Here is a 20,913-nt window from a genome sequence, read left to right as displayed (position 1 = left end):
CGCAACGCCACGGCGTGGACCGATGGAACGCGCTCCCGGACGGTGGACGCAGCCCGCTTCTAGGCGCGCGCACGCCGCCGCCACAAGGCTCGGCCCCGCATCCGTCCCGGGATCGGACGCGGGGGCAAGAGATCCGGACGCCGCGATGAGGCGTCCGGCGTCGGCCGGTCAGCCGGCGTCGGGCACCTGGAAGCGGCGGCAGAGATCCTCGAATTCCTGGGCCGTGCCGTAGCGGATCCGGATCTCGCCGGCCTCGGACGACTTCGCCTTCAGGGTCACGCCGAGGCCGAGCGCCAGGGCGAGGCGGCTTTCCAGCGAGCGCACCTCGGCGGTCTTCTCGGTCAGCCCACGCGGCCGGCCGGGCCGCGACACGTCGTCGGGCTGCTGCTCGGACGCGGCGATCGCCTCGACGTCGCGCACCGTCAGCCCCTCCTCGACGATGCGCTTGGCCACCAGCTCGGGCGCGCGCACGCCGAGCAGCGCGCGGGCATGGCCGGCGGTGATCTCGGCCGCGACCAGCCGCTCCTGCACCTTCGCCGGCAGGTTGAGCAGGCGCAGGGTGTTGGCGAGGTGGCTGCGGCTCTTGCCCAGGATCTCGGCAAGCTCGCGCTGCGTATAGGAGAACTCGCTCATCAGCCGCTCGTAGCCGGAGGCCTCCTCGATGGCGTTGAGGTCGGCGCGCTGGATGTTCTCCAGGATCGCGAACTCGAGCGAGGCGCGGTCGTCGATCTCGACCACCACCACCGGCACCTCGTCGTGCCCGGCCCGCTGGGCCGCGCGCCAGCGGCGCTCGCCCGCCACGATCTCGAACGTGCCGGGCACCTCGCCGAGCGCCCGCACCACGATCGGCTGGATGATGCCGCGCATGCGGATCGAAGCGGCGAGCTCGTCGAGGTCGGTCTCGCTGAAGCTGCGGCGCGGGTTGCGCGGGTTCGGTCGCAGGAACTCGACCGCGACCTTACGCTGCGCCTGCACCTTGCCCGCCTCGTTGCCCGCATCCCCGAAATCGCCGATCAGGGCCGCGAGCCCCCGCCCCAGCCGGGGCCGTGCCACCTCGTCCGCCATCCCGCTCACCCACTCACTCCGTTACGCATCGTTACGCCGTACACCTGAACCGTCCCGGGCCGCATCCGCCCGCCGAAACGGGCGGGTCGCGACTGCTCACGCCGCCGCCGGCACCCGGCCCTCGCGCTGGATCACTTCCGAGGCGAGCCGCAGGTAGGCCTGCGAGCCCGCGCATTTCAGGTCGTAGAGCAGCACCGGCTTGCCGTGCGAGGGCGCTTCCGACACGCGGACGTTCCTCGGGATCATGGTCTCGTAGACCTTCTCGCCCATGAAGCCGCGCACGTCCGCTACCACCTGCGTCGACAGGTTGTTGCGCGGATCGAACATCGTCAGCACGATCCCCTGGATCGTCAGCTTCGGGTTCAAGGCGCCGCGCACCTGCTCGACGGTGCGCAGCAGCTGGCTCAGGCCCTCGAGCGCGAAGAACTCGCATTGCAGCGGCACCAGCACCGCATCGGCGGCGGCGAGCGCGTTGATGGTCAGCAGGTTCAGCGAGGGCGGGCAGTCGATCAGCACGTAGCTGACGTCGCGCGTCGCGTTCGCGTCGCGCAGGCCCCGCAGCACGTTGCGCAGGCGGTGCGCCCGGTCGGGCAGCGAGGCCAGCTCCAGCTCCAGGCCGAGCAGGTCCATGGTCGAGGGCGCCACCGACAGGCGCGGAACCGCGGTGGGCACCACGGCCTGGGCCAGCGACGCCTCGCCCGCCATCACCTCGTAGGTCGAGACCCGGCGGGCGCGCCGGTCGATGCCGAGCCCGGTCGAGGCGTTGCCCTGCGGGTCGAGGTCGATCACCAGAACCTGCTCGCCGATCGCCGCGAGCGCGGTGCCGAGGTTGATCGCCGTCGTGGTCTTGCCGACGCCGCCCTTCTGGTTGGCCAGCGCCAGCACCCGGAGCGGCCGCGCGGGCGCGGCATCGGCAGCGGGATGGGGAGTCGCGTCGCTTGTCATGGGCGCCTGGGAGACGGGAACGCTTGGGGGAGTGGCAGGCTCTCGAGAGCTAGGGGCTCTTGGGAGCGAGGGCGGTGACGCGGACGATCCGGGCGGCCGACTCGGTTCGGCTCGGAATGAGATCGTGGCCGACTGTCCACCGCGCCGCGGCATCGGTCAATTCCGCAACCGCTTCCCGTCCCTTCGGAAACAGCCCGGTGGTGCCCGTTTTCAACAGTGGCTCGGTCCAGGCGAGAAGCTGGTCGAGCGGCGCGAGCGCCCGGGCGCAGACCACGTCGACCCCCTGGTGATCGCCGATCACCGCCTCGATCCGCGCGTTGTGGACCGTTACCGGCGCCCCGGTGACCCGGGCCGCCTCGGTCAGGAAGGCGCACTTGCGGGCGTTGCTCTCGACGAGGTCGACGCGGATGCCGGGCGGCCCGGCGATGGCGAGGATAAGCCCGGGGATGCCGGCGCCCGAGCCGAGGTCGAGCCAGCGGCGCGCCTCCGGCATCAGGTCGAGCAGCTGCAGCGCATCGGCCACGTGCCGCGTCCAGACCTCGGCCAGGGTCGCCGGCCCGACCAGGTTCTTGATCGTCTGCCAGCGCGCCAGCTGCGCCACGTAGAGATCGAGCCGTTGCGCTGTTTCACGTGAAACATTCGCGGCGGCGAGCACGCGGTCGCGATCGGCGCTCATCGCGAGGCCCCAGGAAGGCTTCGGACGACATCCGCGGGTTCCCCTCCCCCCCCTGCGGGGGAGGGTGGGCCTCGCGTCAGCGAGGGTCGGGACAGGGGAGCGCCCTTTCCGGAAACGGAGCTCCCCTCTCCCCCCCTGCTCCGCAGGGTACCCTCCCCCGCAGAGGGGGGAGGGAAGACGCGCGTTGCGGCTAGGACCATCCTCACGATGCCACCGCCTCGCGACGCCGCGCATGCGCGGCGAGCAGCGTAAGCGCGGCCGGGGTGACGCTCTCGATCCGCGCCGCCTGCCCCAGGGTTCCCGGCCGCACGGTCTCGAGCTTGATCCGCATCTCGTTGGAGAGCCCGGCGATGCGCCCGTAATCCAGCCGAACCGGCAGGCTCACCGCCTCGTCGCGGCGGAAGGCGGCGATGTCGGCATTCTGCCGGTCGAGATAGACCGCGTAGGTCGCATCCGTCCGCAGGCGCTGGGCGATCCGCGGCGAGACCGCGCTCAGCTCGGGCCAGACCGAGGCCAAGCGGCCCCAGTCCAGATCGGGATAGGAGAGAATTTGGAAGGCGGTGCGGCGGATGCCGTCCTGGTTGAGCGCGAGGCCGTGGGCCTGCGCCTGGGTCGGCGTCAGGGTCAGCGCGTCGAGGCGGGCGCGCACCGCCGACAGCTCCGCCTGCGACGCGGCGAAGTGCGCCGCCCGCCGGGTCCCGACGCAGCCGAGCGCGGCCCCGCGCGGGGTCAGGCGCTCGTCGGCGTTGTCGACGCGCAGGCTCAGGCGATACTCCGAGCGCGAGGTGAACATGCGGTAGGGCTCGCTCACCCCATGGGTGACGAGGTCGTCGATCATCACGCCGAGGTAGGATTCGGCCCGGTCGAAGGTCGCCACCGCCGCGCCGCCGGCGATCCGTGCGGCGTTGATCCCGGCGACCAGCCCCTGCCCCGCCGCCTCCTCGTAGCCGGTGGTGCCGTTGATCTGCCCGGCGAGCAGCAGGCCCGGCAGGCGCTCGGCCTGAAGCCCGGCATCGAGCTCGCGCGGGTCGACGTAATCGTACTCGATGGCGTAGCCCGGCCGCAGGATCCGCGTCGCCTCCAGGCCCGGGATCAGGGCGACGAGCCGGTGCTGCACCGCCTCCGGCAGCGCGGTGGAGATGCCGTTCGGGTAGATCGTCGGGTCGTCGAGGCCTTCGGGCTCGAGGAAGATCTGGTGGCCCTCGCGGTCGCCGAAGCGCACCACCTTGTCCTCGATCGACGGGCAGTAGCGCGGGCCGCGGCTGCTGATGCCGCCGGAATACATCGGCGACAGGTGCAGGGTCTCGCGGATCAGGTCGTGGACCGCTTGCGTCGTCCGGGTGATGCCGCAGCGGATCTGCGGGGTGGTGATCCGCTCGGTCAGGGTCGAGAACGGCACCGGCTCGGCGTCGGCCTCCTGCATCTCCAATCTTGACCAGTCGATGGTGCGGCCGTCGAGGCGCGGCGGGGTGCCGGTCTTCAGGCGCCCGAGCCGGAAGCCGAGCCGGTCGAGGGTCCGGGCCAGCCCGACCGCCGGCGCCTCGCCGACGCGGCCGGCCGGGATCTGAACCGGGCCGATATGGATCAACCCGCGCAGGAAGGTGCCGGTGGTGAGCACCACCGCGCCGCCGCTGAGCGTCCGCCCGTCGCCGAGCACGATCCCGGCGACGCGCCCGTCCCGCACCACCAGATCCTCGCAGGCGCCTGCGACCACGGTCAGGTTCCGGGTCTCGGCCACCGCCGCCTGCATCGCCGCCGCGTAGAGCTTGCGGTCGGCCTGGGTGCGCGGCCCGCGCACCGCCGGGCCCTTGCGCCGGTTGAGCAGCCGGAACTGGATGCCGGCCGCGTCGGCGACCCGGCCCATCAAGCCGTCGAGGGCGTCGACCTCGCGCACGAGATGGCCCTTGCCGAGGCCGCCGATCGCCGGATTGCACGACATCGCGCCGATGGTCGCCGGATCGTGCGTGACCAGGGCGGTGCGTGCGCCGCACCGGGCGGCGGCCGCCGCCGCCTCGACGCCGGCATGGCCGCCGCCGACGACGAGGACATCGAAGGCCTGTGGAGACGTCTCATGCATCCGCGGGATGTGCCGCCGCGCTGCGGAAAGGTCAATCGCCCGGGATCCGCTGAGCGGGATCGCATCGATCGTGCCCCATCCAGAGGCACGGTGCCGTCGCCTTCGGCAACGAATACTGCATTCGATCAGTCGATCCACCCGGCCCGAGCCTTGCCGCACGATGGCCGACTACGTTCGGCAGTCGAACGTGGCGAATTTCGATACCGACCCTAGATGAAACCCCTTGCGGGACTCACGATCGCGTGTCATCGACGATCTGTGAACGACTTATGAACGGACAACGGCGTCCGTCCCGGCCACCCGGGATTTCGTGACATCGCAGACCTCGCACGTGCGAGGGCGACCAACGAGGATCGAGACGATGCACATCATCACCATCGGCCTGGGTGCGCTCTGTTGCGCCGGCGGGGCCGTCGCCCACTTCATCGATCCGAGCCAGCGCAAGGAAGGCGTCTTCGGCCTCGCCGGCTTCGGCTTCCTGCTCACCGGGATGTTCCTGACCCGCTCGTGACACGCGATCGGGTTTTCACGTGAAACATCGGGCGTGTTTCGCGTAAGCCGGTGACAGGGTCGACATCGTCGGCGTCGTCCGTCGACATCGCCTTGGGCGACCAGCCCGCGCGACGCGCACGCAGCCTGTTCAGCGCGACAGCATCGAGCCGCCCCTCGCTCCGCGCAAGGAAGGGGGAAAACCGCGCTACTTGCCGATGCAGAAGCCGGAAAACAGGCGATCGAGCACCGCCTCGATCCCGACATGGCCGCCGACCTCGCCGAGCGCGCGGACGGCCAGGCGCAGATCCTCGGCCACCAGTTCCGGCATCGCCGCGACGGCGGGCAGCCGGTCGAGATGGGCGACGCAGCGCTCCAGGGCGTCGCGGTGGCGTTCGCGGGTGATGAGCGCATCGCCGCCGCCGAGCGCAGCCTCGGCCTCCGCGGCGATGGCATCAAGCAGCGCCGGCATCCCCTGCCCCGTCAGCGCCGACACGGCGAGGCCGCCGCCAGACCCGTCGGCGAGGTCCGCCTTCGTCCGCACGCGCAGCACCCGGCCGGTCGCCGCGGGCTCGGTCGCCTCCGGGCCCGGCGGCACCAGCATCAGGACGAGGTCGGCTTCCGCCATCCGGCGGCGGGTGCGCCGGATGCCCTCGGCCTCGACCGGATCGTGCGTCTCGCGCAGGCCCGCGGTGTCGACCAGCATCACCGGCAGGCCGCCGAGATCGAGCCGCACCTCGATCGCGTCCCGGGTGGTGCCCGGCACCGGCGAGACGATGGCCGCGTCGCGCCGGCTCAACGCGTTGAGCAGCGTCGACTTGCCGGCGTTCGGCGGCCCGGCGAGCACGACCCAGAACCCCTCGCGCACCCGCTCGCCGCGCCGCCCGTCGGCGAGCGCCGCGGCGATGGCGGCACGCAGGCGGGCGGCGCGGTCGAACAGGGCGCGATCCAAGGCCGCGTCGTCAACGTCGCCCTCGTCGGAAAAATCCAGCGCCGCCTCGGCGGCGGCCAGGCAATCGATCGCCTCGTCGCGCCAGGCCGCGACCTGCCGGCCGAGGGCGCCGTCGAGCTGGCGCAGGGCCTGACGGCGCTGAGCCTCGGTCTCGGCCTCGATCAGGTCGGCGACGCCCTCGGCCTCGGTCAGGTCCATCCGGCCGTTGAGCACGGCCCGCTGGGTGAAGGCACCGGCTTCGGCCGGGCGGCAGCCGGGAAAGGCGGTGAGCGCGCGGATCACGCCGGCCCGCACCGCGACGCCGCCATGCAGGTGCAGCTCCGCCATGTCCTCGCCGGTGACCGTGCTCGGCCCGGGCATCCAAGCGATCAGCGCCCGGTCGAGGATGGCGCCGTCGGTGGGGTCGCGCAGCGTCCGCAGCGAGAGGCGGCGCGGCGCCGGCAGCGGGCCGGCGAGCGCCGAGAGCACGGCACCGGCGGCCGGGCCGCTGACGCGGATCACCGCGATGGCGGCGCGCCCGAAGCCGGAGGCCGGGGCGAACAGGGTGGGGGGATCGCTCATAGTCGGATCGCTCATGCTCGGATCGCTCATGCTCGGATCGCTGATGGGGGCCCGGGGCTTCTCGGCATCCGCCCATCGGCGCGGGGGCGGCCGTCATCGATCGGCCGCATCCCGGCGAAAGGGTCTTGCCTCGGCAAACGACGTTGCGCAAACCGCGGGGCCGCGAAACCCGTCCGAAGGGAGCACGCCATGGCCCATACCCGTCGCGCGGTCGTCGCCGGCCTGGCGCTCGCCGGGCCGGCGCTCTCCGCCCGCGCCGCCGATCGCCTCGGCGCCGCCGCCAGGCGCATCGGGGCGCTCGAGGCGCGCCTCGGCGGTCGGGTCGGCGTGGCGTTCCGCGACGCGACGGGCGTGTTCCTCGGCCACCGCGCGGACGAAGCGTTCGCGCTGTGCAGCACCTTCAAGGTGCTGGCGGCGGCGGCGATCCTGGCCCGCGTCGCCGCCGGCCGCGAAACACTCGATCGGCGCATCGCCTACGGGGCGGACGATCTGCAGAGCTACGCCCCGGTCACGCGCTCGGCCCTGGATGCGGCCGGCGGCGGCCGTGCGGAGATGTCCGTCGATGGGCTCTGCGCGGCGGCGATCGTCCGGAGCGACAACACCGCGGCCAACCTGCTCCTCGACGCGCTGGGCGGACCGGCGGCGCTCACCGCCTGGCTGCGCGGGCAGGGCGACGCGGTCACCCGCCTCGACCGGACCGAGCCGACCCTCAACACCGCCCTGCCCGGCGATCCGCGCGACACCACCAGCCCGGCCGCGATCACCCGGACGCTGGACCGCTGCCTCCTCGGCGACGCGCTGGCCCCGCCGCACCGGGCGCGGCTGGAAGCCTGGATGGTCGCCTGCGAGACCGGCGGGGCCAAGCTCCGTGCCGGCCTGCCGCCCGCCTGGCCGGTCGGCGACAAGACCGGCAGCGGCGACAACGCGACGTCGAACGTCGTGGCGATCCTGCACCCGCCGGGCCGTGCGCCGATCTTCGCGGGTGTGTTCCTGACCGGCTCGGAGGCGCCGCCGGCCGCGCGGGACGCCGCCCATGCCGAGATCGGCCGCATCCTGGCGGAGGCGGTGTGATGGCCAAGGCGACGCCGCGGGCGACCCCCTCCTCGCGGGCGCTGGACAAGGCCGGCATCGCCTACGCGATGGTGGGCTACGCCTACGACCCGGAGGCGCCGCGCATCGGCCTGCAGGCGGCCGAGGCGCTCGGCGTCGCGCCGGGCTGCATCCTCAAGACCCTGATGGCCGCCGTCGACGGCCAGCCGGTCTGCCTGCTCATCGCCTCCGATTGGGAGGTGGCGATGAAGCGGGTCGCCGCCGCGATGGGCGGCAAGGCGGCGTCGATGCTGAAGCCGCCGGAGGCGGAGCGGATCACCGGCTACCACGTCGGCGGGATCAGCCCGCTCGGAGCCAAGCGCCGGGTGCCGGTGCTGATCGATGCGGGATCGCTCGCCGGCCGCACCGAGATCCACGTCAACGGCGGCGGGCGCGGCCTGCAGCTGCGGCTCGCAACCGCCGACCTCGTCACGGTGCTCCAGGCCCGGCTGGTCGCGTTGGCCGATCGGTAACGATCGGTTCACCCTGTGCGCCGACACTGGCACCGTGTGCCCGGTTTCCGCGGGTCGGGGGACGACGGGCGCATGCGCGCGAGAGCGATGATCCGGGCCTGCTTCCTCTGCGGCTTCGCCGTGGGGCCCGCCGGCGCGGCCGACCTGTTCGCCCCCGAGCCGGGGCCGGCCTATGGCGGACCCGTCGCGAGCGCGCCGCGCTACTTCCCGCACGGCGACGGCAGCGACGGCGTCCTGCTTCACGCCGCCCCGCCCCCGCGCCGGGTCGCCTGCCTGCCGCGCCGCGCGCCGGTGCCGACCAACGCGCCCGACGATCCGAGCTACGTCGGCTCGTCCTACGGCCTGTCGAAGCCGAGCTATTACGGCCTCACGCCCCCGCCGGGCGTCGACGACCCGTTCGGCCGGCCCCTGCTGCCGTATTGCCGATGAGCGCGGCGAGTTTGTTCCACCAGAAGCGGGGACCTGAGGTCGCCGCGAATCCGCGCCGCTTCACCGCGTCTGCAGACGTGCATTCTTGGACGCAAGGCACGGCCCGGATGCATCATCGTTTCGGCAGGGTCGGCGCAGATCGCAGGCGCATGCTGGCATGCGGCGAAGAGGGCGCTTAAGGCAGCGCTCGACGCCGCCGCCGGAGCCCGCCATGCCAGCCCATCCCACCCCCGAGACGCAGGCCATCACCGATCTCGCCCGCTTGCGCGAGACGGTCGCCGCGTGGCGCGCAGCCGGCGACCGCGTCGTGCTGGTGCCGACCATGGGCGCGCTGCATCGCGGCCACCTCGCGCTGATCGCGCATGCGCGGACCCTGGGCGAGCGCGTGGTGGCGAGCATCTTCGTCAATCCGACCCAGTTCGGCCCGAGCGAGGATTTCGCCCGCTATCCGCGCGACGCCGCGAGCGACCTCGCCCTGCTGGCGCAGGCCGGGACGGACGCGGCCTGGATGCCGGAGGCGGCCGCCATGTACCCGCCGGGGTTTTCGAGCCGCATCGAGGTGGGCGGCCTCACCGAGGGGCTGTGCGGCGCCTTCCGCCCCGGCCACTTCTCGGGCGTGGCCACCGTGGTGACGAAGCTGCTCAACCAGGTCCGGCCGGATGCCGCCCTGTTCGGCGAGAAGGATTTCCAGCAGCTGCAGGTGATTCGGCGCGCGGTCGCCGACCTCGACCTCGACGTCGCGATCCACGGCATGCCGACGATCCGCGAGGCCGACGGCCTCGCCCTGTCCTCGCGCAACCGCTACCTCGCGCCGGCCGAGCGGGCGACCGCGCCGAAGCTCCACGCGGTCCTGTCCGACATCGCGGCGCAGGCGCGGGACGGCGGCGAGACGGCACCTGCCATCGCGCGCGGGATCGCCGCGCTGGAGGCCGCGGGATTCGCCGTGCAGTACCTCGCCGTCTGCGATGCGGCGACGCTGGCCCCGCTCGCCCGCGTCGACGGCCCGGCCCGCGTGCTCGCCGCCGCCTATCTCGGCAAGACCCGTCTGATCGACAACGTTGCGGTGTGAGCCCCCCGCCGCGCCGGCGTCAGTGCTTGGCGAGCAGCGGCTCGGGCTGCGGCCCGTCCGTCTTGTCGCCCGGCTGATCGTCGAGCTTGCCCAGCGGCACGATCGCCCGCAGCCAGCCGCGGGTGTCGAAGCCGCCGTAATTGCGCTCGGCGACGTCCCGGGTGACGTAGGCCTGCAGGTTCACCGGCCCGAAATTGTAGCCGACGAGGGCGCCGACGGCGAACTGGCCCTGACGCTGGTAGCTCGCCCGGCCAGTCGGCAGGTCGGTGGAGCCGAAGGCGACGGCACCGACCTCGAGCTTGCCGAACTTCTTCGTCGCGGTCAGGTCGAGGTTGAGGAAGTCCGGGTAGTACGTGCCGGTGGGCGAGGTGGTGTCGAAGAAGATCCCGTAGAGGAAATGCGCCGTCAGGTTCCAGCCGTCGCCGTTGTAGGTCGCGGCGAAGCGCTGGTGCAGCACCGGGTTCCGGATCACCACCTTGGTGTCGCTCGGCAGGTAGGCGCCGAGCAGGTAGCTGACGCCGACATGCTGGCCGAGATCCCAGGCGAGCTGGGCCGCGAGCAGGGTCTGGCCGAACCCGCTCTGGTAGCGCGCGCCGTTCGGCGCCGTCGCGGTCACCGGCTGCAGCACCGTGAACTGGAGCCGGGCATCCAGCACCCGCCACGGCGTCGCCCAGATGATGGACGGCAGGTTGACGTTGAGTTCCGAGTCGCGGGGTCGCGTGTCGCGCACGCCGAAGCTCGACGTGTCGATGAGGTACAGCCCCTCCGCCAGCGGAAACCCGGCCGGCAGGCCGACGGTCTGGCCCGGCTGCGCGGCCGAGCCCGCCCGGGCGGCTCCGTGCGCGGCGCACGCCACCGCTGCGCCCACGAGCGCCACCTTCCAACCCGACACCGGCACGCAAGCCTCCTCCGCCGACGCGGTTCGCCGGCAAACGGACCATGCACGGATCGCGGCCGATCCGCCGCCTCCGATCGCGGGCACCGCACGATCGCAGGTTCGGCGTTGCAACCGGGCCACGCCGTCGCCGGGACGGCGCCCAGCCGCTCGAGCATTTTCCAGCGAGGTGGATCCCGGCTCGCGTGAAGAAAATGCTCTAGACCCCCTTGGGATGCGCGGCGAAGAAGTCGAGCATCGCGCGCGAGGCGTCGGGCCCGTGCGGATCGGTGAAGCTGCCGGCCCGGTCGCCGCCGGACCAGGCGTGGCCGGCGCCGCGCACCCGCCAATCCTCCAGCATCACCCGGCCCGCCGCGTCGGCGTAGCGGGTGCGGGTGTAGGGATGGCCGTCGCCGTCGAATTGCTCGCGCGAGGGCGTCAGCGCCGCGGCGCCCGCCTGTGCCAGCACCTGGTCGGCGTTGCGGATGCTCACCGTGGTGTCGTCCTCTCCGTGGAAGACGATCGTAGGCACGCGGGTGCCGCCGGGGCCGGCCGCGCCCATCTGCATCGCCATCATCGCCGAGCCGACGTCGCGGGCGCACGACGCGGCGAGGCCGGAATGCACGCCCACCGCCGCGTAGAGATCGGGAAAGGCGCGGGCGATGTTGGCCGCCGCCGCCCCGCCGGCCGAGAGCCCGGCGATGAAGACGCGGTCCGGGTCGATCGCGTGCTCGGCCATCACCGCGCGGGTGAGCCCGGCGATGATCGCGGCCTCGCCGGTCTCGCGGCCCTGGTCGCGCGGCTCGAACCAGTTCCAGCAGCGTTGCGCGTTGGCGCGGCCGGTCTGGACCGGGTAGGCGACGAGCACGCCGTCGCGCTCCGCCAGCCGGTTCATGCCGGTGCCGACGGCGAAGTCGTCCGCGGTCTGGTTGCAGCCGTGCAGCATCACCACGAGCGCGGCCGGATTCTGCGGCCGGCTCGGGACGAACAGGCGATACTCGCGCGCACCCGCCGGCCCGGCGAAGCTTTTGGTGACGAGCGATCCCTCGCCCTCGGCGGGCTCGGCCGAGCGGCCCGGCATCGGCGGCTTGGCGAAGCCGAAGCCGGGCGCCAGCCCCTTCGTGTTGAGGCCTTTGGTGTTCAAGCCCTTGGCGCTCAGGCCCTTCAGCACCGGCGCCAGCCCGCGCACGACGCCGTCGACCGCCGCACGCAGCTTCTCCGGGATCGGGCCGGCCGACGCGGTTTCGGCTCGGGGCGAAGCGCTCCTCGGCGCGGCCTCGGGCCTGGGCGCGGCCGCGGGCTTGGGCGCGGCCTCGACCTTCGCCTCGGCCCGGGGCGCGGATCGCGGGGCGTCGTCGATGCGCTCGGCGGTCAGGTCGAGGGTCGGCGGCTCGATCGCCTTCGGCGTGTCCTGCGGCGTGTCCCGCGGCGTCGCGTGGCCGCCGAGGCTGCGCTGGATCAGGTCGGTCGCCTCCGCGAGGCGGCCGGCACCGGTCAGCCGGGTCGCCTCCATCATGTCGGCGAAGCGGTCGCGCATCGAGTCGGAATGGTCGGTCATGGGAAGTCCTGGGGATCGCCGTGGGCGGATCGGAATGGGGCAGGAGGCTCGGAGCGGAGGCTCGGAGCAGAGGCGCGGCAGCGCCTCAGCGCAGCCGGTCGGCCAGCGCGGCGCGGACGGCGGGGCTGGCCTGGAGGCTGCCGAGCACGTCGAGGGAGGCGATCGCCGCACGGGCGAGGTCGGGGGTCACGTCGTCGGCGATGGTGGCGAGGCCGAGCACGCGGATGTCCAGCATCCGTCCCTCGGCCCGGGCCGCCTCGAGGCTGGCGCGGTCGATGTGGCGCAGGCCGAGCTCGACGCTGCGCCGCGCCATCGACTGGCGCGTCACGTCGGCATGCCGCTCGATCTGGTTGCGGATCGCGGTGCGGATGAAGTCGCTGCGGTTCGAGAACACCCCTTCGGCCACGAGCAGGTCGATGTGCCCGAGGTCGACATGCCCGAGGTTGATCGTGATCTTCTCGCTCTCGGGCTGCCGCGCCGCCGCCCGCGTGGGCTTCGGCCGTGCCATCACATCCATCATCGCGACCATCCCGTCACCATCCGTGTGGATGGCATATGGGGGCGCCATATTGCATTGCAATATGGGCTTCGTGCGATGCACCAACCCGTGAGGGCGGCTCTGCCGTCAGACGGCGGTGTCCTCGCCGATGTACTCGGCCCAGATCGCGCTGGCGCCGAGGCCGGCGCGGAATGCGGCGTGGCGCTCGCGCTCGGCGTCGGTCAGGCGGGCGCGGGCGGTGCGGACCGTGCGCACGACGCTCTCGGCGCTGCGGTCGACGACCGCGTCGGCGACCGCGGTCGCGCCGAGATCGAACCCGGTCTGCTTGCCGCCGAGCAGCTCGATGTAGACCTCGGCCAGGATCTGCGCGTCGAGCAGGGCCCCGTGCTTGGTGCGGCGGCTGGTGTCGATGCCGTAGCGGCTGCACAGGGCGTCGAGGTTGGCCGGCGCGCCGGGGTGCTTGCGCCGGGCCATCGGCAGGGTGTCGACCACGCTCTCGAGGACGATCGGCGGCGGCGCCTTGGCCCCGAGCCGGGCGTATTCCATGTTGAGGAAGCCGACGTCGAACGGCGCGTTGTGGATCACCAGCCGGGCGTCGCCGCAGAACTCGATCAGCGCGCCGGCGATCTCCGAGAACAGCGGCTTGTCGGACAGGAACGTGTCGGACAGCCCGTGCACCTTGAAGGCACCCTCCGAGACCGCCCGCTGCGGGTTGCAGTACTTGTGGAACGTCCGGCCCGTGGGGATGTGGTTCAGGAGCTCGACCGCGCCGACCTCGATCAGCCGGTCGCCGGTCTTGGGGTCGATGCCGGTGGTCTCGGTGTCGAGAACGATCTCGCGTACGACGTCGTGCATGATGTCCGGTCCCGAACGCTTCCGCGCGTCGCCTACCCGATTAGCCCGCTCGGGTTAACCCGCGCCTTCAGCGCCGCCGCAGGCGGACGTAGAGCGCGCCGGCGCCGCCGTGGTGGCGGGCGGCCTCCTCGAAGCCGAGCACGATCGGGCGCAGCTCCGCGCCGCGCAGCCAGTGCGGCACCGAGCGGCGCAGCACGCCGCGCTCGGCATAGGCGTCCTCGCCGCCCTTGCCGGTCACGACCAGCACCCGCGCATGCCCGGCGGCGCGCGCCCGCATCAGGAAGCCGACCAAGGCCGCGTGCGCCTCGGCCTGATAGAGCCCGTGCAGGTCGATCCGGCCCTCGATCGCCAGCACGCCGCGGCTGAGCCGCTGGCGCTCGCGCCGCTCCAGCCCGGGCGGGGCGGGGCCCGGGACGAAGGCCGGCCGCACCGGCGTCGGCGGCGCCGGGGCCGGTGTCCCCGCGCCGAGCCGGACCACGCGCCTGGGCTTCTTCGCCGGCGCGACGACGGCGACCGGGCCGGGCACGACGCTCGGCATCGCCGGCACGGGCTCGGGGAGCGGCACCGCCTTCTTGGCGGGGCTTTTGGCCGGCGCAGGTTTCGGCGTCGGCTTCGCCGCGGCCGGCGCCGCGGGCCCTGGGGCGTCGGCAGCGGGCTTGGCCTTCCGCAACGTCGCGCGGGCGCGCAGCGGCGTGATCAGCTTGGCGATCTCGCCCCAGAGATGGGCATCCTCGTGGGACAGCGCCCGCGGCCGGCGCGGCGGCCTCATGCCGGACGCTCGGATCGCGTGAGGTGAAGCGCGGGTCTCTTCTTCCATGGGAGAGGGAGCCGCGCCGTGACGCCCAGGATCCTTCCGGCTTCCACACTCCGACATGCGGACATTCGTTCGTCCGTTCCGGTTCCAGCGAGTCGCGGAAAGCGATGGCATTGGAGCCATGGCGTCGGAGACCAGAACCCCCTCATGGCGCGGCCGGCTTAGGCAGGAGCACGACGAAGCCGGGCTTGGTGTGCAGGTCTCCGGCCGCGACGCCGGCCGCCGCGCCGGTGCCGACGTAGAGGTCGCCGCGGGCCGGGCCGAGGATGGCCGAGCCGGTATCGGCCGCGACCACGAGGTGCCCGCTGCCGGGCTGGCCGGGCAGCCTGCCCTCCAGCCAGAACGGCAGGCCGTAGCGCCAGAGGGTGCCGTCCACCGCCAGGCTGCGGCCGGGGCTGAGGGGCGCGCCGGCCGCGCCCGGCGGGCCCAGGGCGGGATCGGTGACCGGCTCGGTGCGGAAGAAGATGTAGGACGCGTTCATCCGCATCAGCCGGCGGGCGTGGTCCGGGTGCGCGCGCAGCCAGGCGGTCCAGCGGGCGAGGCTGAGGTCGTTCAGGGCGAGGTGCCCCTCCGCCACCAGCAGCTTGCCGATCGAGGTGTAGGGCCGGCCGTTCTTGCCGTCGTAGAGCACGCGGATCGCCGACCCGTCGGGCAGGCGGACGCGGCCGGAGCCCTGCACCTGCAGCACGAACAGGTCGACGGCGTCGCGCAGCCACAGCAGCGGGCGGGTGCGGCCGGCGATCGCCCCGTCCTCGATCGCGGCCCGGTCGGGATAGGCCTCGAACCCGGCCGCCGCCGCGCGCCCGGCGCGCAACGCCGGATCGAGGCCGGGGCGGGTCTCGCCGGGGGCGAGCGTCACGAGGTCGTCGGGCCGGGCGAGCACGGCGGCGGCGAAGCCGGGGCCGGGCGCCAGCGATCCCTCGAGCTGCGGCTCGAAGTAGCCGGTGAGGAACCCGGTCTTCCGCTCGGGCTCGGTGCCGTCGGCCGGGCGCACGACGCGGTAGGCCGAGAACCGCTCCTGGAAGAACCGCCGCGCCCGCTCGGGCCAGCCGGCCCCGGTGCGATCGAGCGCGGCGGCGGCGGTGCAGGCGGCGGCGAGGTCGGCCGGCGACCCGGCGACGCCGGCGGCCTGCGCCGGATCGGGGCCGGGCGCGGCGCAGGTCCGGCGGAAGGCATCGAAGGCCGCCGCCGTCTCGTCCGCCTGCCAGCCGGGCAGGGCCGCGATCGCGACCGGCTCCAGCACGGCGTTGCCGACGCGCAGCGGCTCGGCGGCGCTCGCCGCGGCGGCCCCCGAAACGAGAGCGACCGCAGCGCGGAACGCTGCGGTCGGACGGGGCGGGTGTCGGGGCGGCATGGCTCTCGGGACGATGGCTGCGCGGGCGCCCTCAGGCCCCGGCTTCGGTCGCGACCAGCTGCCAGTTCGGGTCGCGGGTGCCCAGGGTGCGGGCGAAAGTCCAGACGTCGGGCACCTCGACCACGGCCTCGGCGCTGCCGTCCACCACGACGCCGTCGGCGTTGCGGGTGGCGGTGATGAGGTTGGAGAGGAACCGCACCGTGACCTGCGCGACGCGGTTCCGCACGTCGACGGCGACGATCTCGGCCTTGTCGATCGAGACGAAGGTGGTCTCCACCGTCTGACGGTTCTTCTCGCGCTCGGCGATGGCGCGCTCGAACGCGTCGCCGACCTCGCGGGAGAGCAGGGATTTCAGGGTCTTCCGGTCGCCCTTGGCGAAGGCGATCATGATCGCCTCGTAGGCGCCCTTGGCGCCCTCGATGAAGGCGCGCGGCTCGAAGCCGGGCTCAGCCTGGACGATCGCCTCGAGGCCGCGGGCGACGGCCGAGCCGGGCTCGGCGATGCCGCGCCAGTCGCGCGCCTGGGCCTCGGCGGCGCGCTCGGGCTGGACCCGGTCGGCGCCGGGCAGGCGCACGACGTTGTCGCCGTCGCCGCGGCCGGGCTGGGGCTCGGTGCGGCTGCGGTCGACCGGCTTGAACGGGGCGCGCTCGGCGCCGGTCTTCTGCCCGAGGACCGAGCGCAGCCGCCAGATCACGAAGACGGCGAGCGCCAGGAAGATGATCGTCGTCACGTCGAAGCTGTCCTGCATCACCGATCCGATGGTGGCCGCCGTGGAGCGCGGGTCCCGGCCGCAGCCTTGGCCCGTGCGCGCGGCTCCGGGAAATCCGAGAGGGGTCGCACGATGGTCATGTCACGCCGCACGCATCCTCGAGCGGACGCGGCCGGGCTCTCGAGGAAACGCGCCGCGTCCCCCTTTGCATAGGGGGCAATGGGCATATGGGGCAATGCACCGGCCGGTTCCAGGCGACATCGCGGAGGATCGCCCCGGCCGCGTCGTCGCGACACGCGCCGCCGGGACCGGCCGCGGCCCGACGCCGGCACCCGGTCGGCCGGGCGGCGGCACGGGGTCCGCGCGCCGTCCGGCGCCTCGCTTGTCCGCATCGAACGGGCATGTTAGCGGCCTCGCCTCTGCCCACGACCGCACAGGCATGGCGGTCACCCGTAGCCATCGGCCCGCGGCCGGTGTTCGATCTTTCGAGAAGGATGACCCGCCATGGCCGATTCCCCCGCACCGAACGGCAACGGGCAGGCCGACGAGGCCCCCGCGATCAACGCGCTCGCGCAGTACACCAAGGACCTGTCCTTCGAGAACCCGAACGCGCCGCGCTCGCTCCAGCCCCAGGAGGGCCAGGGCCCGCAGATCAACATCCAGGTCAACGTCAACGCGCAGCAGCTCGCCGAGGCCGACTTCGAGGTCGAGCTGACGCTGGAGGGCGACGCCAAGATCAACGGCGACGTGCTGTTCGCCTTCGACCTGAAGTATGCCGGCGTGTTCCGCATGCGCAACATCCCGCAGGACCAGGTCCACCCGGCGGTGATGATCGAGTGCCCGCGCCTGCTGTTCCCGTTCGCCCGCCAGATCGTGGCCGAGGCCGTGCGCAACGGCGGCTTCCCGCCGCTCTACATCGACCCGATCGACTTCGTCGGCCTCTACCGCCAGAAGGCGATGGAAGCCCAGGGCGCCGGCGAGGCGACCGGCCCCCTCGCCTCCTGAGTTCCGCGGCCTCCCGCGTCTCGACGACAGCCCGGCCGCCCGCGCGGCCGGGCTGTTTCGTTTTCACGGGAAACACCGCATCCGGGCGGCTCGCTGAAAGCGATCCGCCGGCGCGGACAGCCCGGCCGGCACGCCCGGGGCGCGTTACAGGATCGCTTCGATGCCCTTGTGGCTCACCAGCGAGAGCAGCTTGAGCGAGGGACCGCCAGGCTTGGCGTCTCCCCGCTCCCACTTGCTCACCAGCGAGGTCGTCACGTTGAGAGCCTTGGCGAAGATCGCCTGGCTCATGTTGGCCTGTTCGCGGATCCGCCGGATGCTCTCGGGCGGCAGCGGCTCGATGGGCGTGAGGCACGAAACATCGAACCGGCGCAGCGTCGCCTTGTCGATCGCCCCGATGGCGTGAAGGTCGCTCGTGGCCTCGTGGATCGATCGAAGCAGATCGCTCCTATAGGTCCGTTTCGGGCTTCTCATCGGAGAGGTCCTTCCACCCCTGGGTTTCGGCAAGCGTCTCGAATCCGGCGTCGCCGACATCTGCGAGGATCTTCGCGAACGCGCGAAGGGTCGTCAGTTCGGCACCCTTGATGTTGGGTTGGACGTTCTTGGGAAAGATGTGCAGGACGACGCATCGCCGGTCCGTGACCAGGAAGAGGACGGCACGGAAATCGCCCTTTCGGCCGACGTGCTGCTTGTACAGGTGAGCGCCGATCTCGGCGTCCACCAGCCCGAGATTGGCCTTCTCGGCGGCCTTGGCGAGCGTGCCCGCGGCGATCTTGCCCTTGCAGGCCTGCTTCCATGCCGAGCGGGTCACGAAAAGTCTCATGACACCCCCGACATGGACCGAACCTCGATCCGTTCGGCGGCCTCTCAAGACCGGGAACGCAAGCGCTCGGTACCGACGCCCAAAGTATAGGAACGAATCCTACGGTTCAAGCCTCTCCCCGATCCCGGGGCAGCGCCGCCCTCGGTGCCGTGGAGACCCTCACCGCGCCACGCCGCGATAGGCGGCCGCCAGCGTGCGCAGCGCCGCGGCGGCGCGCGGGTCCGGCGCCTGCGCGTGCAGCACGATCCGGGTGAGCGGCAGGGCCGGCAGCCCGAACGCGGCGCCGACGTCCCGCGCGCCGGCGGGCGCGACGCTGGGGGCGAGCGCCGCCACCGCGAGCCCGGCCGTCACCGCGGCGCCGACGGCGAGCACGCCGCCGCCGACGAAGATCTCGCTCCAGGGCAGGCCGGCCGCGTCGAGCGCGCGCAACGCCGCCGCCCGGACGTTGCAGGGGCCGGCGAGCGTCGCCATCGGCAGGGGCGCGCCGGGCTCGAACCGGAAGCCGAGGGCGGCGAACCACGCCAGCCGCTCCTCGGCCAGCACCGTGCCGCCCGCCTCGGCCGGGTCCTCGCTCCGGACGATCGCCGCGTCGACCTCGCCCGCATCGAACAGGCGCATCACGTCGCGCGACGGGGCGATCCGCACCTCGACGACGAGGCCGGACCCGGCGAGCCCGAGCCGGTGCAGCAGCGCCGGCAGGTCCGGGCCGGCGACGTGGTCGCTGATCCCGAGGACGAGCCGGGCGGGCGGCGCGGCGGCGAGGTCGGCCATCGCCCGCGCATGGGCCGCCAGCAGATCGCGGGCGGCGGGCAGGAAGCGCTCGCCCCGCGCCGAGGCCCGGACGCTGCGCGGGGTGCGGTCGACGAGGCGGCAGCCGAGCCGGTCCTCGAGCCGCTTCAGCCGCAGGCTGATCCCGGCCTGCGAGGTCTCCAGCGCCGCGGCGGCGCGGGTGAAGCTCGCCAGGTCGACGGTGAGCACGAAGGCCTGGACGCTTTCGATGTCGAGCGGGCGGGTCATCAGCACAACGATCCGTTATGGCAGATATAGCGCCCGATATCTTGCCGTTATCATCGCGGACGGCAAGGGTGTCCCTCGACCGGACCCGAGGACCCCCGCCATGCCCCTGACCCGCATCTCCCTGCGCGCCGGCAAGAGCCCGGCCTACCACGCCGCTCTCGTCGCCGGCCTCTACGCGGCGATGCGCGAGGCCTTCGCGGTGCCCGAGAACGACCTGTTCACGGTGATCCACGAGCACGGCTCCTCCGCCTTCGCCTACGATCCCGGCTATCTCGGCATCGCGCGGGACGACGACCTCGTGATGATCCAGATCACCGCCAACGACACCCGCGACACCGCGCAGAAGCGGGCGCTCTACGCGGCGATCGCCCGCAACCTCGGGCGGGATCCGGGCGTGAAGCCGGGCAACGTGCTCGTGAACCTGGTGGAGGTCGCGCGCGAGAACTGGTCGTTCGGCGACGGGCTGATGCAGTACGGCCCGCCGGCGTGACGATCCGGCGCGGCAGGCCGCTTTGAGCCGGTCCGCCTCCCGGCGTGTTCCCGAGGAGGCGCCGCATGCCGCGGCCTCACCGATGGGAACGTCATGTCCGACACCGCCTCCCCGCGCCCCGAGCCGCCCTTCGCGGCCCGGCCGATCCCCTATCCCGGCCGCTCGTCCGAGATGCAGCCGCCGCCCGATCACGGCGAGCACAGCTACGTCGGCTCCGGCCAGCTCACCGGCAAGGTCGCGCTGATCACCGGGGGCGATTCCGGCATCGGCCGGGCGGTGGCGATCGCCTATGCCCGCGAGGGCGCCGACGTGGCGCTCGCCTATCTCGACGAGCACGACGACGCCAAGGACACCGCCGCCTGGATCGAGAAGGCCGGCCGACGCGCGCTGCTCTTGCCGGGCGACGTCTCGGAGGCCGGCCATTGCGCCGCGCTGGTCGAGACGACGATCGCGGAGTTCGGCCGGCTCGACGTGTTCGTCAACAACGCCGCCGTGCAGGTGCTGGCCGACGACCTCGAGGGCATCGCGATCGCCGACTGGGACCGGCAATACGCGGTCAACGTCCACGCGATGTTCTACATCCTCAAGGCCGCCTCGCCGCACCTGAAGCCCGGCGCCTCGATCATCGCCACCTCCTCGGTCAACGCCAAGAACCCGGTCGAGCAGCAGCTCGCCTATTCCTCGACCAAGGCGGCGCTGTGCAACATGGTGGCGAACCTCGCCAAGATCCTGGGCAAGCGCGGCATCCGCGCCAACGCGGTGCTGCCGGGCCCGATCTGGACGCCGCTGATCCCGTCGACGATGTACACCAGCCAGGTCGAGAGCTTCGGCTCGATGACGCCGGCCGGGCGCCCCGGCCAGCCGGCCGAGCTCGCGCCCCCCTACGTGATGCTGGCCTCCGACGCGGCGAGCTACATCAACGGCGCGATGATCGCGGTGACGGGCGGCATGGTCACGATCTGAGGGCGGGTCTCGGCGCGCGGTCCGGGCGCCGTCGCCGGGCGCCCGGACCGCGCGCCGAGGGAGCCGGACGGCATCCGAGCCACGGCCTAAACCCGCCGTTAACCGAGATCGGCAATTTGTCGGATCGCTA

General features: G+C 73.0%; 23 protein-coding genes. 8 read left to right on the top strand and 15 right to left on the bottom strand.

Going from position 1 to position 20,913, the window contains the following annotated elements; genetic code table 11:
* Positions 1-168 precede the first annotated feature (168 nt).
* The 4 genes from MKK60_RS05385 to mnmG all read right to left on the bottom strand — a co-directional run bounded on the left by MKK60_RS05385 (position 169) and on the right by mnmG (position 4,763).
* Positions 169-1,065, bottom strand: coding sequence for a ParB/RepB/Spo0J family partition protein (locus MKK60_RS05385; RefSeq protein WP_243984197.1), 897 nt, complete (start codon positions 1,063-1,065; stop codon positions 169-171).
* Positions 1,066-1,161: 96 nt separating this feature from the next.
* Positions 1,162-2,010: a ParA family protein gene (locus tag MKK60_RS05380; protein WP_147728222.1), complete on the bottom strand. Its 849-nt coding sequence runs from the start codon at positions 2,008-2,010 to the stop codon at positions 1,162-1,164.
* A gap of 49 nt (positions 2,011-2,059) precedes the next feature.
* Positions 2,060-2,686: a 16S rRNA (guanine(527)-N(7))-methyltransferase RsmG gene (gene rsmG, locus MKK60_RS05375; protein WP_243984153.1), complete on the bottom strand. Its 627-nt coding sequence runs from the start codon at positions 2,684-2,686 to the stop codon at positions 2,060-2,062.
* A 202-nt stretch (positions 2,687-2,888) separates the two neighbouring features.
* Complete coding sequence (mnmG, locus tag MKK60_RS05370) at positions 2,889-4,763, bottom strand: tRNA uridine-5-carboxymethylaminomethyl(34) synthesis enzyme MnmG (RefSeq protein WP_243984152.1); 1,875 nt, start codon at positions 4,761-4,763, stop codon at positions 2,889-2,891.
* 361 nt (positions 4,764-5,124) lie between these two features.
* Between mnmG and MKK60_RS05365 the strand changes: the two genes are divergently transcribed.
* Positions 5,125-5,274, top strand: a complete 150-nt coding sequence (locus MKK60_RS05365) for a hypothetical protein (protein WP_187275615.1) — start codon at positions 5,125-5,127, stop codon at positions 5,272-5,274.
* A 186-nt stretch (positions 5,275-5,460) separates the two neighbouring features.
* On the opposite strand, the gene mnmE is transcribed toward MKK60_RS05365, so the two are convergent.
* The gene (gene mnmE / locus MKK60_RS05360; protein ID WP_243984195.1) at positions 5,461-6,765 is read right to left on the bottom strand and encodes a tRNA uridine-5-carboxymethylaminomethyl(34) synthesis GTPase MnmE; all 1,305 of its coding nucleotides are present in this window, start codon (positions 6,763-6,765) and stop codon (positions 5,461-5,463) included.
* Between the two features lie 189 nt (positions 6,766-6,954).
* Between mnmE and bla the strand changes: the two genes are divergently transcribed.
* The 4 genes from bla to panC all read left to right on the top strand — a co-directional run bounded on the left by bla (position 6,955) and on the right by panC (position 9,825).
* Positions 6,955-7,836 carry a class A beta-lactamase gene (gene bla / locus MKK60_RS05355; RefSeq protein WP_243984151.1) on the top strand — a complete coding sequence of 294 codons (882 nt, stop codon included), beginning with the start codon at positions 6,955-6,957 and terminating at the stop codon, positions 7,834-7,836.
* On the top strand, positions 7,836-8,327 hold the full coding sequence (locus MKK60_RS05350) for a YbaK/EbsC family protein (protein ID WP_243984150.1): 492 nt from the start codon (positions 7,836-7,838) through the stop codon (positions 8,325-8,327). Before bla ends, MKK60_RS05350 begins: the two co-directional genes overlap by 1 nt.
* 72 nt (positions 8,328-8,399) lie before the next feature.
* Positions 8,400-8,756: a hypothetical protein gene (locus MKK60_RS05345; protein WP_409567368.1), complete on the top strand. Its 357-nt coding sequence runs from the start codon at positions 8,400-8,402 to the stop codon at positions 8,754-8,756.
* Between the two features lie 211 nt (positions 8,757-8,967).
* Complete coding sequence (gene panC, locus MKK60_RS05340) at positions 8,968-9,825, top strand: pantoate--beta-alanine ligase (RefSeq protein ID WP_243984149.1); 858 nt, start codon at positions 8,968-8,970, stop codon at positions 9,823-9,825.
* A gap of 19 nt (positions 9,826-9,844) precedes the next feature.
* Here panC and MKK60_RS05335 read toward each other — a convergent pair whose 3' ends face one another.
* The 7 genes from MKK60_RS05335 to MKK60_RS05305 form a co-directional block, all read right to left on the bottom strand.
* On the bottom strand, positions 9,845-10,717 hold the full coding sequence (locus tag MKK60_RS05335; protein ID WP_243984148.1) for a transporter: 873 nt from the start codon (positions 10,715-10,717) through the stop codon (positions 9,845-9,847).
* A 202-nt stretch (positions 10,718-10,919) separates the two neighbouring features.
* Positions 10,920-12,236 carry an alpha/beta hydrolase family esterase gene (locus tag MKK60_RS05330; RefSeq protein ID WP_409566039.1) on the bottom strand — a complete coding sequence of 439 codons (1,317 nt, stop codon included), beginning with the start codon at positions 12,234-12,236 and terminating at the stop codon, positions 10,920-10,922.
* Positions 12,237-12,342: 106 nt separating this feature from the next.
* Positions 12,343-12,777 carry a CopG family transcriptional regulator gene (locus MKK60_RS05325; RefSeq protein WP_243984190.1) on the bottom strand — a complete coding sequence of 145 codons (435 nt, stop codon included), beginning with the start codon at positions 12,775-12,777 and terminating at the stop codon, positions 12,343-12,345.
* Positions 12,778-12,882: 105 nt separating this feature from the next.
* On the bottom strand, positions 12,883-13,611 hold the full coding sequence (gene dnaQ, locus MKK60_RS05320; RefSeq protein WP_243932958.1) for a DNA polymerase III subunit epsilon: 729 nt from the start codon (positions 13,609-13,611) through the stop codon (positions 12,883-12,885).
* 67 nt (positions 13,612-13,678) lie between these two features.
* Positions 13,679-14,380 carry a Smr/MutS family protein gene (locus MKK60_RS05315; protein WP_243984147.1) on the bottom strand — a complete coding sequence of 234 codons (702 nt, stop codon included), beginning with the start codon at positions 14,378-14,380 and terminating at the stop codon, positions 13,679-13,681.
* A 190-nt stretch (positions 14,381-14,570) separates the two neighbouring features.
* On the bottom strand, positions 14,571-15,779 hold the full coding sequence (locus MKK60_RS05310) for a murein transglycosylase A (RefSeq protein ID WP_243984146.1): 1,209 nt from the start codon (positions 15,777-15,779) through the stop codon (positions 14,571-14,573).
* A gap of 31 nt (positions 15,780-15,810) precedes the next feature.
* A complete protein-coding gene (locus MKK60_RS05305; protein WP_147860295.1) occupies positions 15,811-16,527 on the bottom strand; it encodes a Tim44/TimA family putative adaptor protein in 717 nt (238 codons plus the stop codon).
* 465 nt (positions 16,528-16,992) lie between these two features.
* On the opposite strand from MKK60_RS05305, the gene secB reads away from it, so the two are divergent.
* On the top strand, positions 16,993-17,493 hold the full coding sequence (gene secB, locus MKK60_RS05300) for a protein-export chaperone SecB (protein ID WP_147729755.1): 501 nt from the start codon (positions 16,993-16,995) through the stop codon (positions 17,491-17,493).
* Positions 17,494-17,637: 144 nt separating this feature from the next.
* On the opposite strand, the gene MKK60_RS05295 is transcribed toward secB, so the two are convergent.
* The 3 genes from MKK60_RS05295 to MKK60_RS05285 form a co-directional block, all read right to left on the bottom strand.
* A complete protein-coding gene (locus MKK60_RS05295) occupies positions 17,638-17,964 on the bottom strand; it encodes a helix-turn-helix domain-containing protein (RefSeq protein ID WP_147844690.1) in 327 nt (108 codons plus the stop codon).
* Positions 17,939-18,301 (bottom strand): type II toxin-antitoxin system RelE/ParE family toxin, encoded by a 363-nt coding sequence (locus MKK60_RS05290; protein ID WP_187275658.1) that lies wholly within the window; start codon positions 18,299-18,301, stop codon positions 17,939-17,941. The genes MKK60_RS05295 and MKK60_RS05290 overlap by 26 nt, the downstream gene beginning before the upstream one ends.
* A 171-nt stretch (positions 18,302-18,472) precedes the next feature.
* Complete coding sequence (locus MKK60_RS05285; protein ID WP_243984145.1) at positions 18,473-19,330, bottom strand: LysR family transcriptional regulator; 858 nt, start codon at positions 19,328-19,330, stop codon at positions 18,473-18,475.
* Between the two features lie 100 nt (positions 19,331-19,430).
* On the opposite strand from MKK60_RS05285, the gene MKK60_RS05280 reads away from it, so the two are divergent.
* Both MKK60_RS05280 and MKK60_RS05275 read left to right on the top strand, forming a co-directional pair.
* Positions 19,431-19,820: a tautomerase family protein gene (locus MKK60_RS05280; protein ID WP_147727228.1), complete on the top strand. Its 390-nt coding sequence runs from the start codon at positions 19,431-19,433 to the stop codon at positions 19,818-19,820.
* A gap of 93 nt (positions 19,821-19,913) precedes the next feature.
* Entirely contained in the window at positions 19,914-20,783 is an 870-nt protein-coding gene (locus tag MKK60_RS05275; protein WP_147727229.1) for an SDR family oxidoreductase, read from the top strand.
* Positions 20,784-20,913: the final 130 nt, after the last annotated feature.

The sequence above is a fragment of the Methylobacterium sp. J-092 genome (assembly GCF_022829325.1).
In the GTDB taxonomy this organism is placed as follows: Bacteria; Pseudomonadota; Alphaproteobacteria; order Rhizobiales; family Beijerinckiaceae; genus Methylobacterium.
Note: the sequence above shows the minus strand (reverse complement) of the source record. Positions and strands in the feature narration are given on the sequence as shown.

Coding starts and splice junctions, on each gene's coding strand:
- MKK60_RS05310 (WP_243984146.1), bottom strand. CDS start 15,779: ATGCCGCCCCGACACCCGCCCCGTCCGACCGCAGCGTTCCGCGCTGCG.
- MKK60_RS05385 (WP_243984197.1), bottom strand. CDS start 1,065: ATGGCGGACGAGGTGGCACGGCCCCGGCTGGGGCGGGGGCTCGCGGCC.
- bla (WP_243984151.1), top strand. CDS start 6,955: ATGGCCCATACCCGTCGCGCGGTCGTCGCCGGCCTGGCGCTCGCCGGG.
- mnmE (WP_243984195.1), bottom strand. CDS start 6,765: ATGAGCGATCCCCCCACCCTGTTCGCCCCGGCCTCCGGCTTCGGGCGC.
- MKK60_RS05275 (WP_147727229.1), top strand. CDS start 19,914: ATGTCCGACACCGCCTCCCCGCGCCCCGAGCCGCCCTTCGCGGCCCGG.
- panC (WP_243984149.1), top strand. CDS start 8,968: ATGCCAGCCCATCCCACCCCCGAGACGCAGGCCATCACCGATCTCGCC.
- MKK60_RS05280 (WP_147727228.1), top strand. CDS start 19,431: ATGCCCCTGACCCGCATCTCCCTGCGCGCCGGCAAGAGCCCGGCCTAC.
- MKK60_RS05330 (WP_409566039.1), bottom strand. CDS start 12,236: ATGCGCGACCGCTTCGCCGACATGATGGAGGCGACCCGGCTGACCGGT.
- MKK60_RS05380 (WP_147728222.1), bottom strand. CDS start 2,010: ATGACAAGCGACGCGACTCCCCATCCCGCTGCCGATGCCGCGCCCGCG.
- MKK60_RS05345 (WP_409567368.1), top strand. CDS start 8,400: ATGCGCGCGAGAGCGATGATCCGGGCCTGCTTCCTCTGCGGCTTCGCC.
- MKK60_RS05315 (WP_243984147.1), bottom strand. CDS start 14,380: ATGAGGCCGCCGCGCCGGCCGCGGGCGCTGTCCCACGAGGATGCCCAT.
- secB (WP_147729755.1), top strand. CDS start 16,993: ATGGCCGATTCCCCCGCACCGAACGGCAACGGGCAGGCCGACGAGGCC.
- rsmG (WP_243984153.1), bottom strand. CDS start 2,686: ATGAGCGCCGATCGCGACCGCGTGCTCGCCGCCGCGAATGTTTCACGT.
- MKK60_RS05305 (WP_147860295.1), bottom strand. CDS start 16,527: ATGCAGGACAGCTTCGACGTGACGACGATCATCTTCCTGGCGCTCGCC.
- MKK60_RS05325 (WP_243984190.1), bottom strand. CDS start 12,777: ATGATGGATGTGATGGCACGGCCGAAGCCCACGCGGGCGGCGGCGCGG.
- MKK60_RS05285 (WP_243984145.1), bottom strand. CDS start 19,330: ATGACCCGCCCGCTCGACATCGAAAGCGTCCAGGCCTTCGTGCTCACC.
- MKK60_RS05365 (WP_187275615.1), top strand. CDS start 5,125: ATGCACATCATCACCATCGGCCTGGGTGCGCTCTGTTGCGCCGGCGGG.
- mnmG (WP_243984152.1), bottom strand. CDS start 4,763: ATGCATGAGACGTCTCCACAGGCCTTCGATGTCCTCGTCGTCGGCGGC.
- MKK60_RS05350 (WP_243984150.1), top strand. CDS start 7,836: ATGGCCAAGGCGACGCCGCGGGCGACCCCCTCCTCGCGGGCGCTGGAC.
- MKK60_RS05295 (WP_147844690.1), bottom strand. CDS start 17,964: ATGAGAAGCCCGAAACGGACCTATAGGAGCGATCTGCTTCGATCGATC.
- dnaQ (WP_243932958.1), bottom strand. CDS start 13,611: ATGCACGACGTCGTACGCGAGATCGTTCTCGACACCGAGACCACCGGC.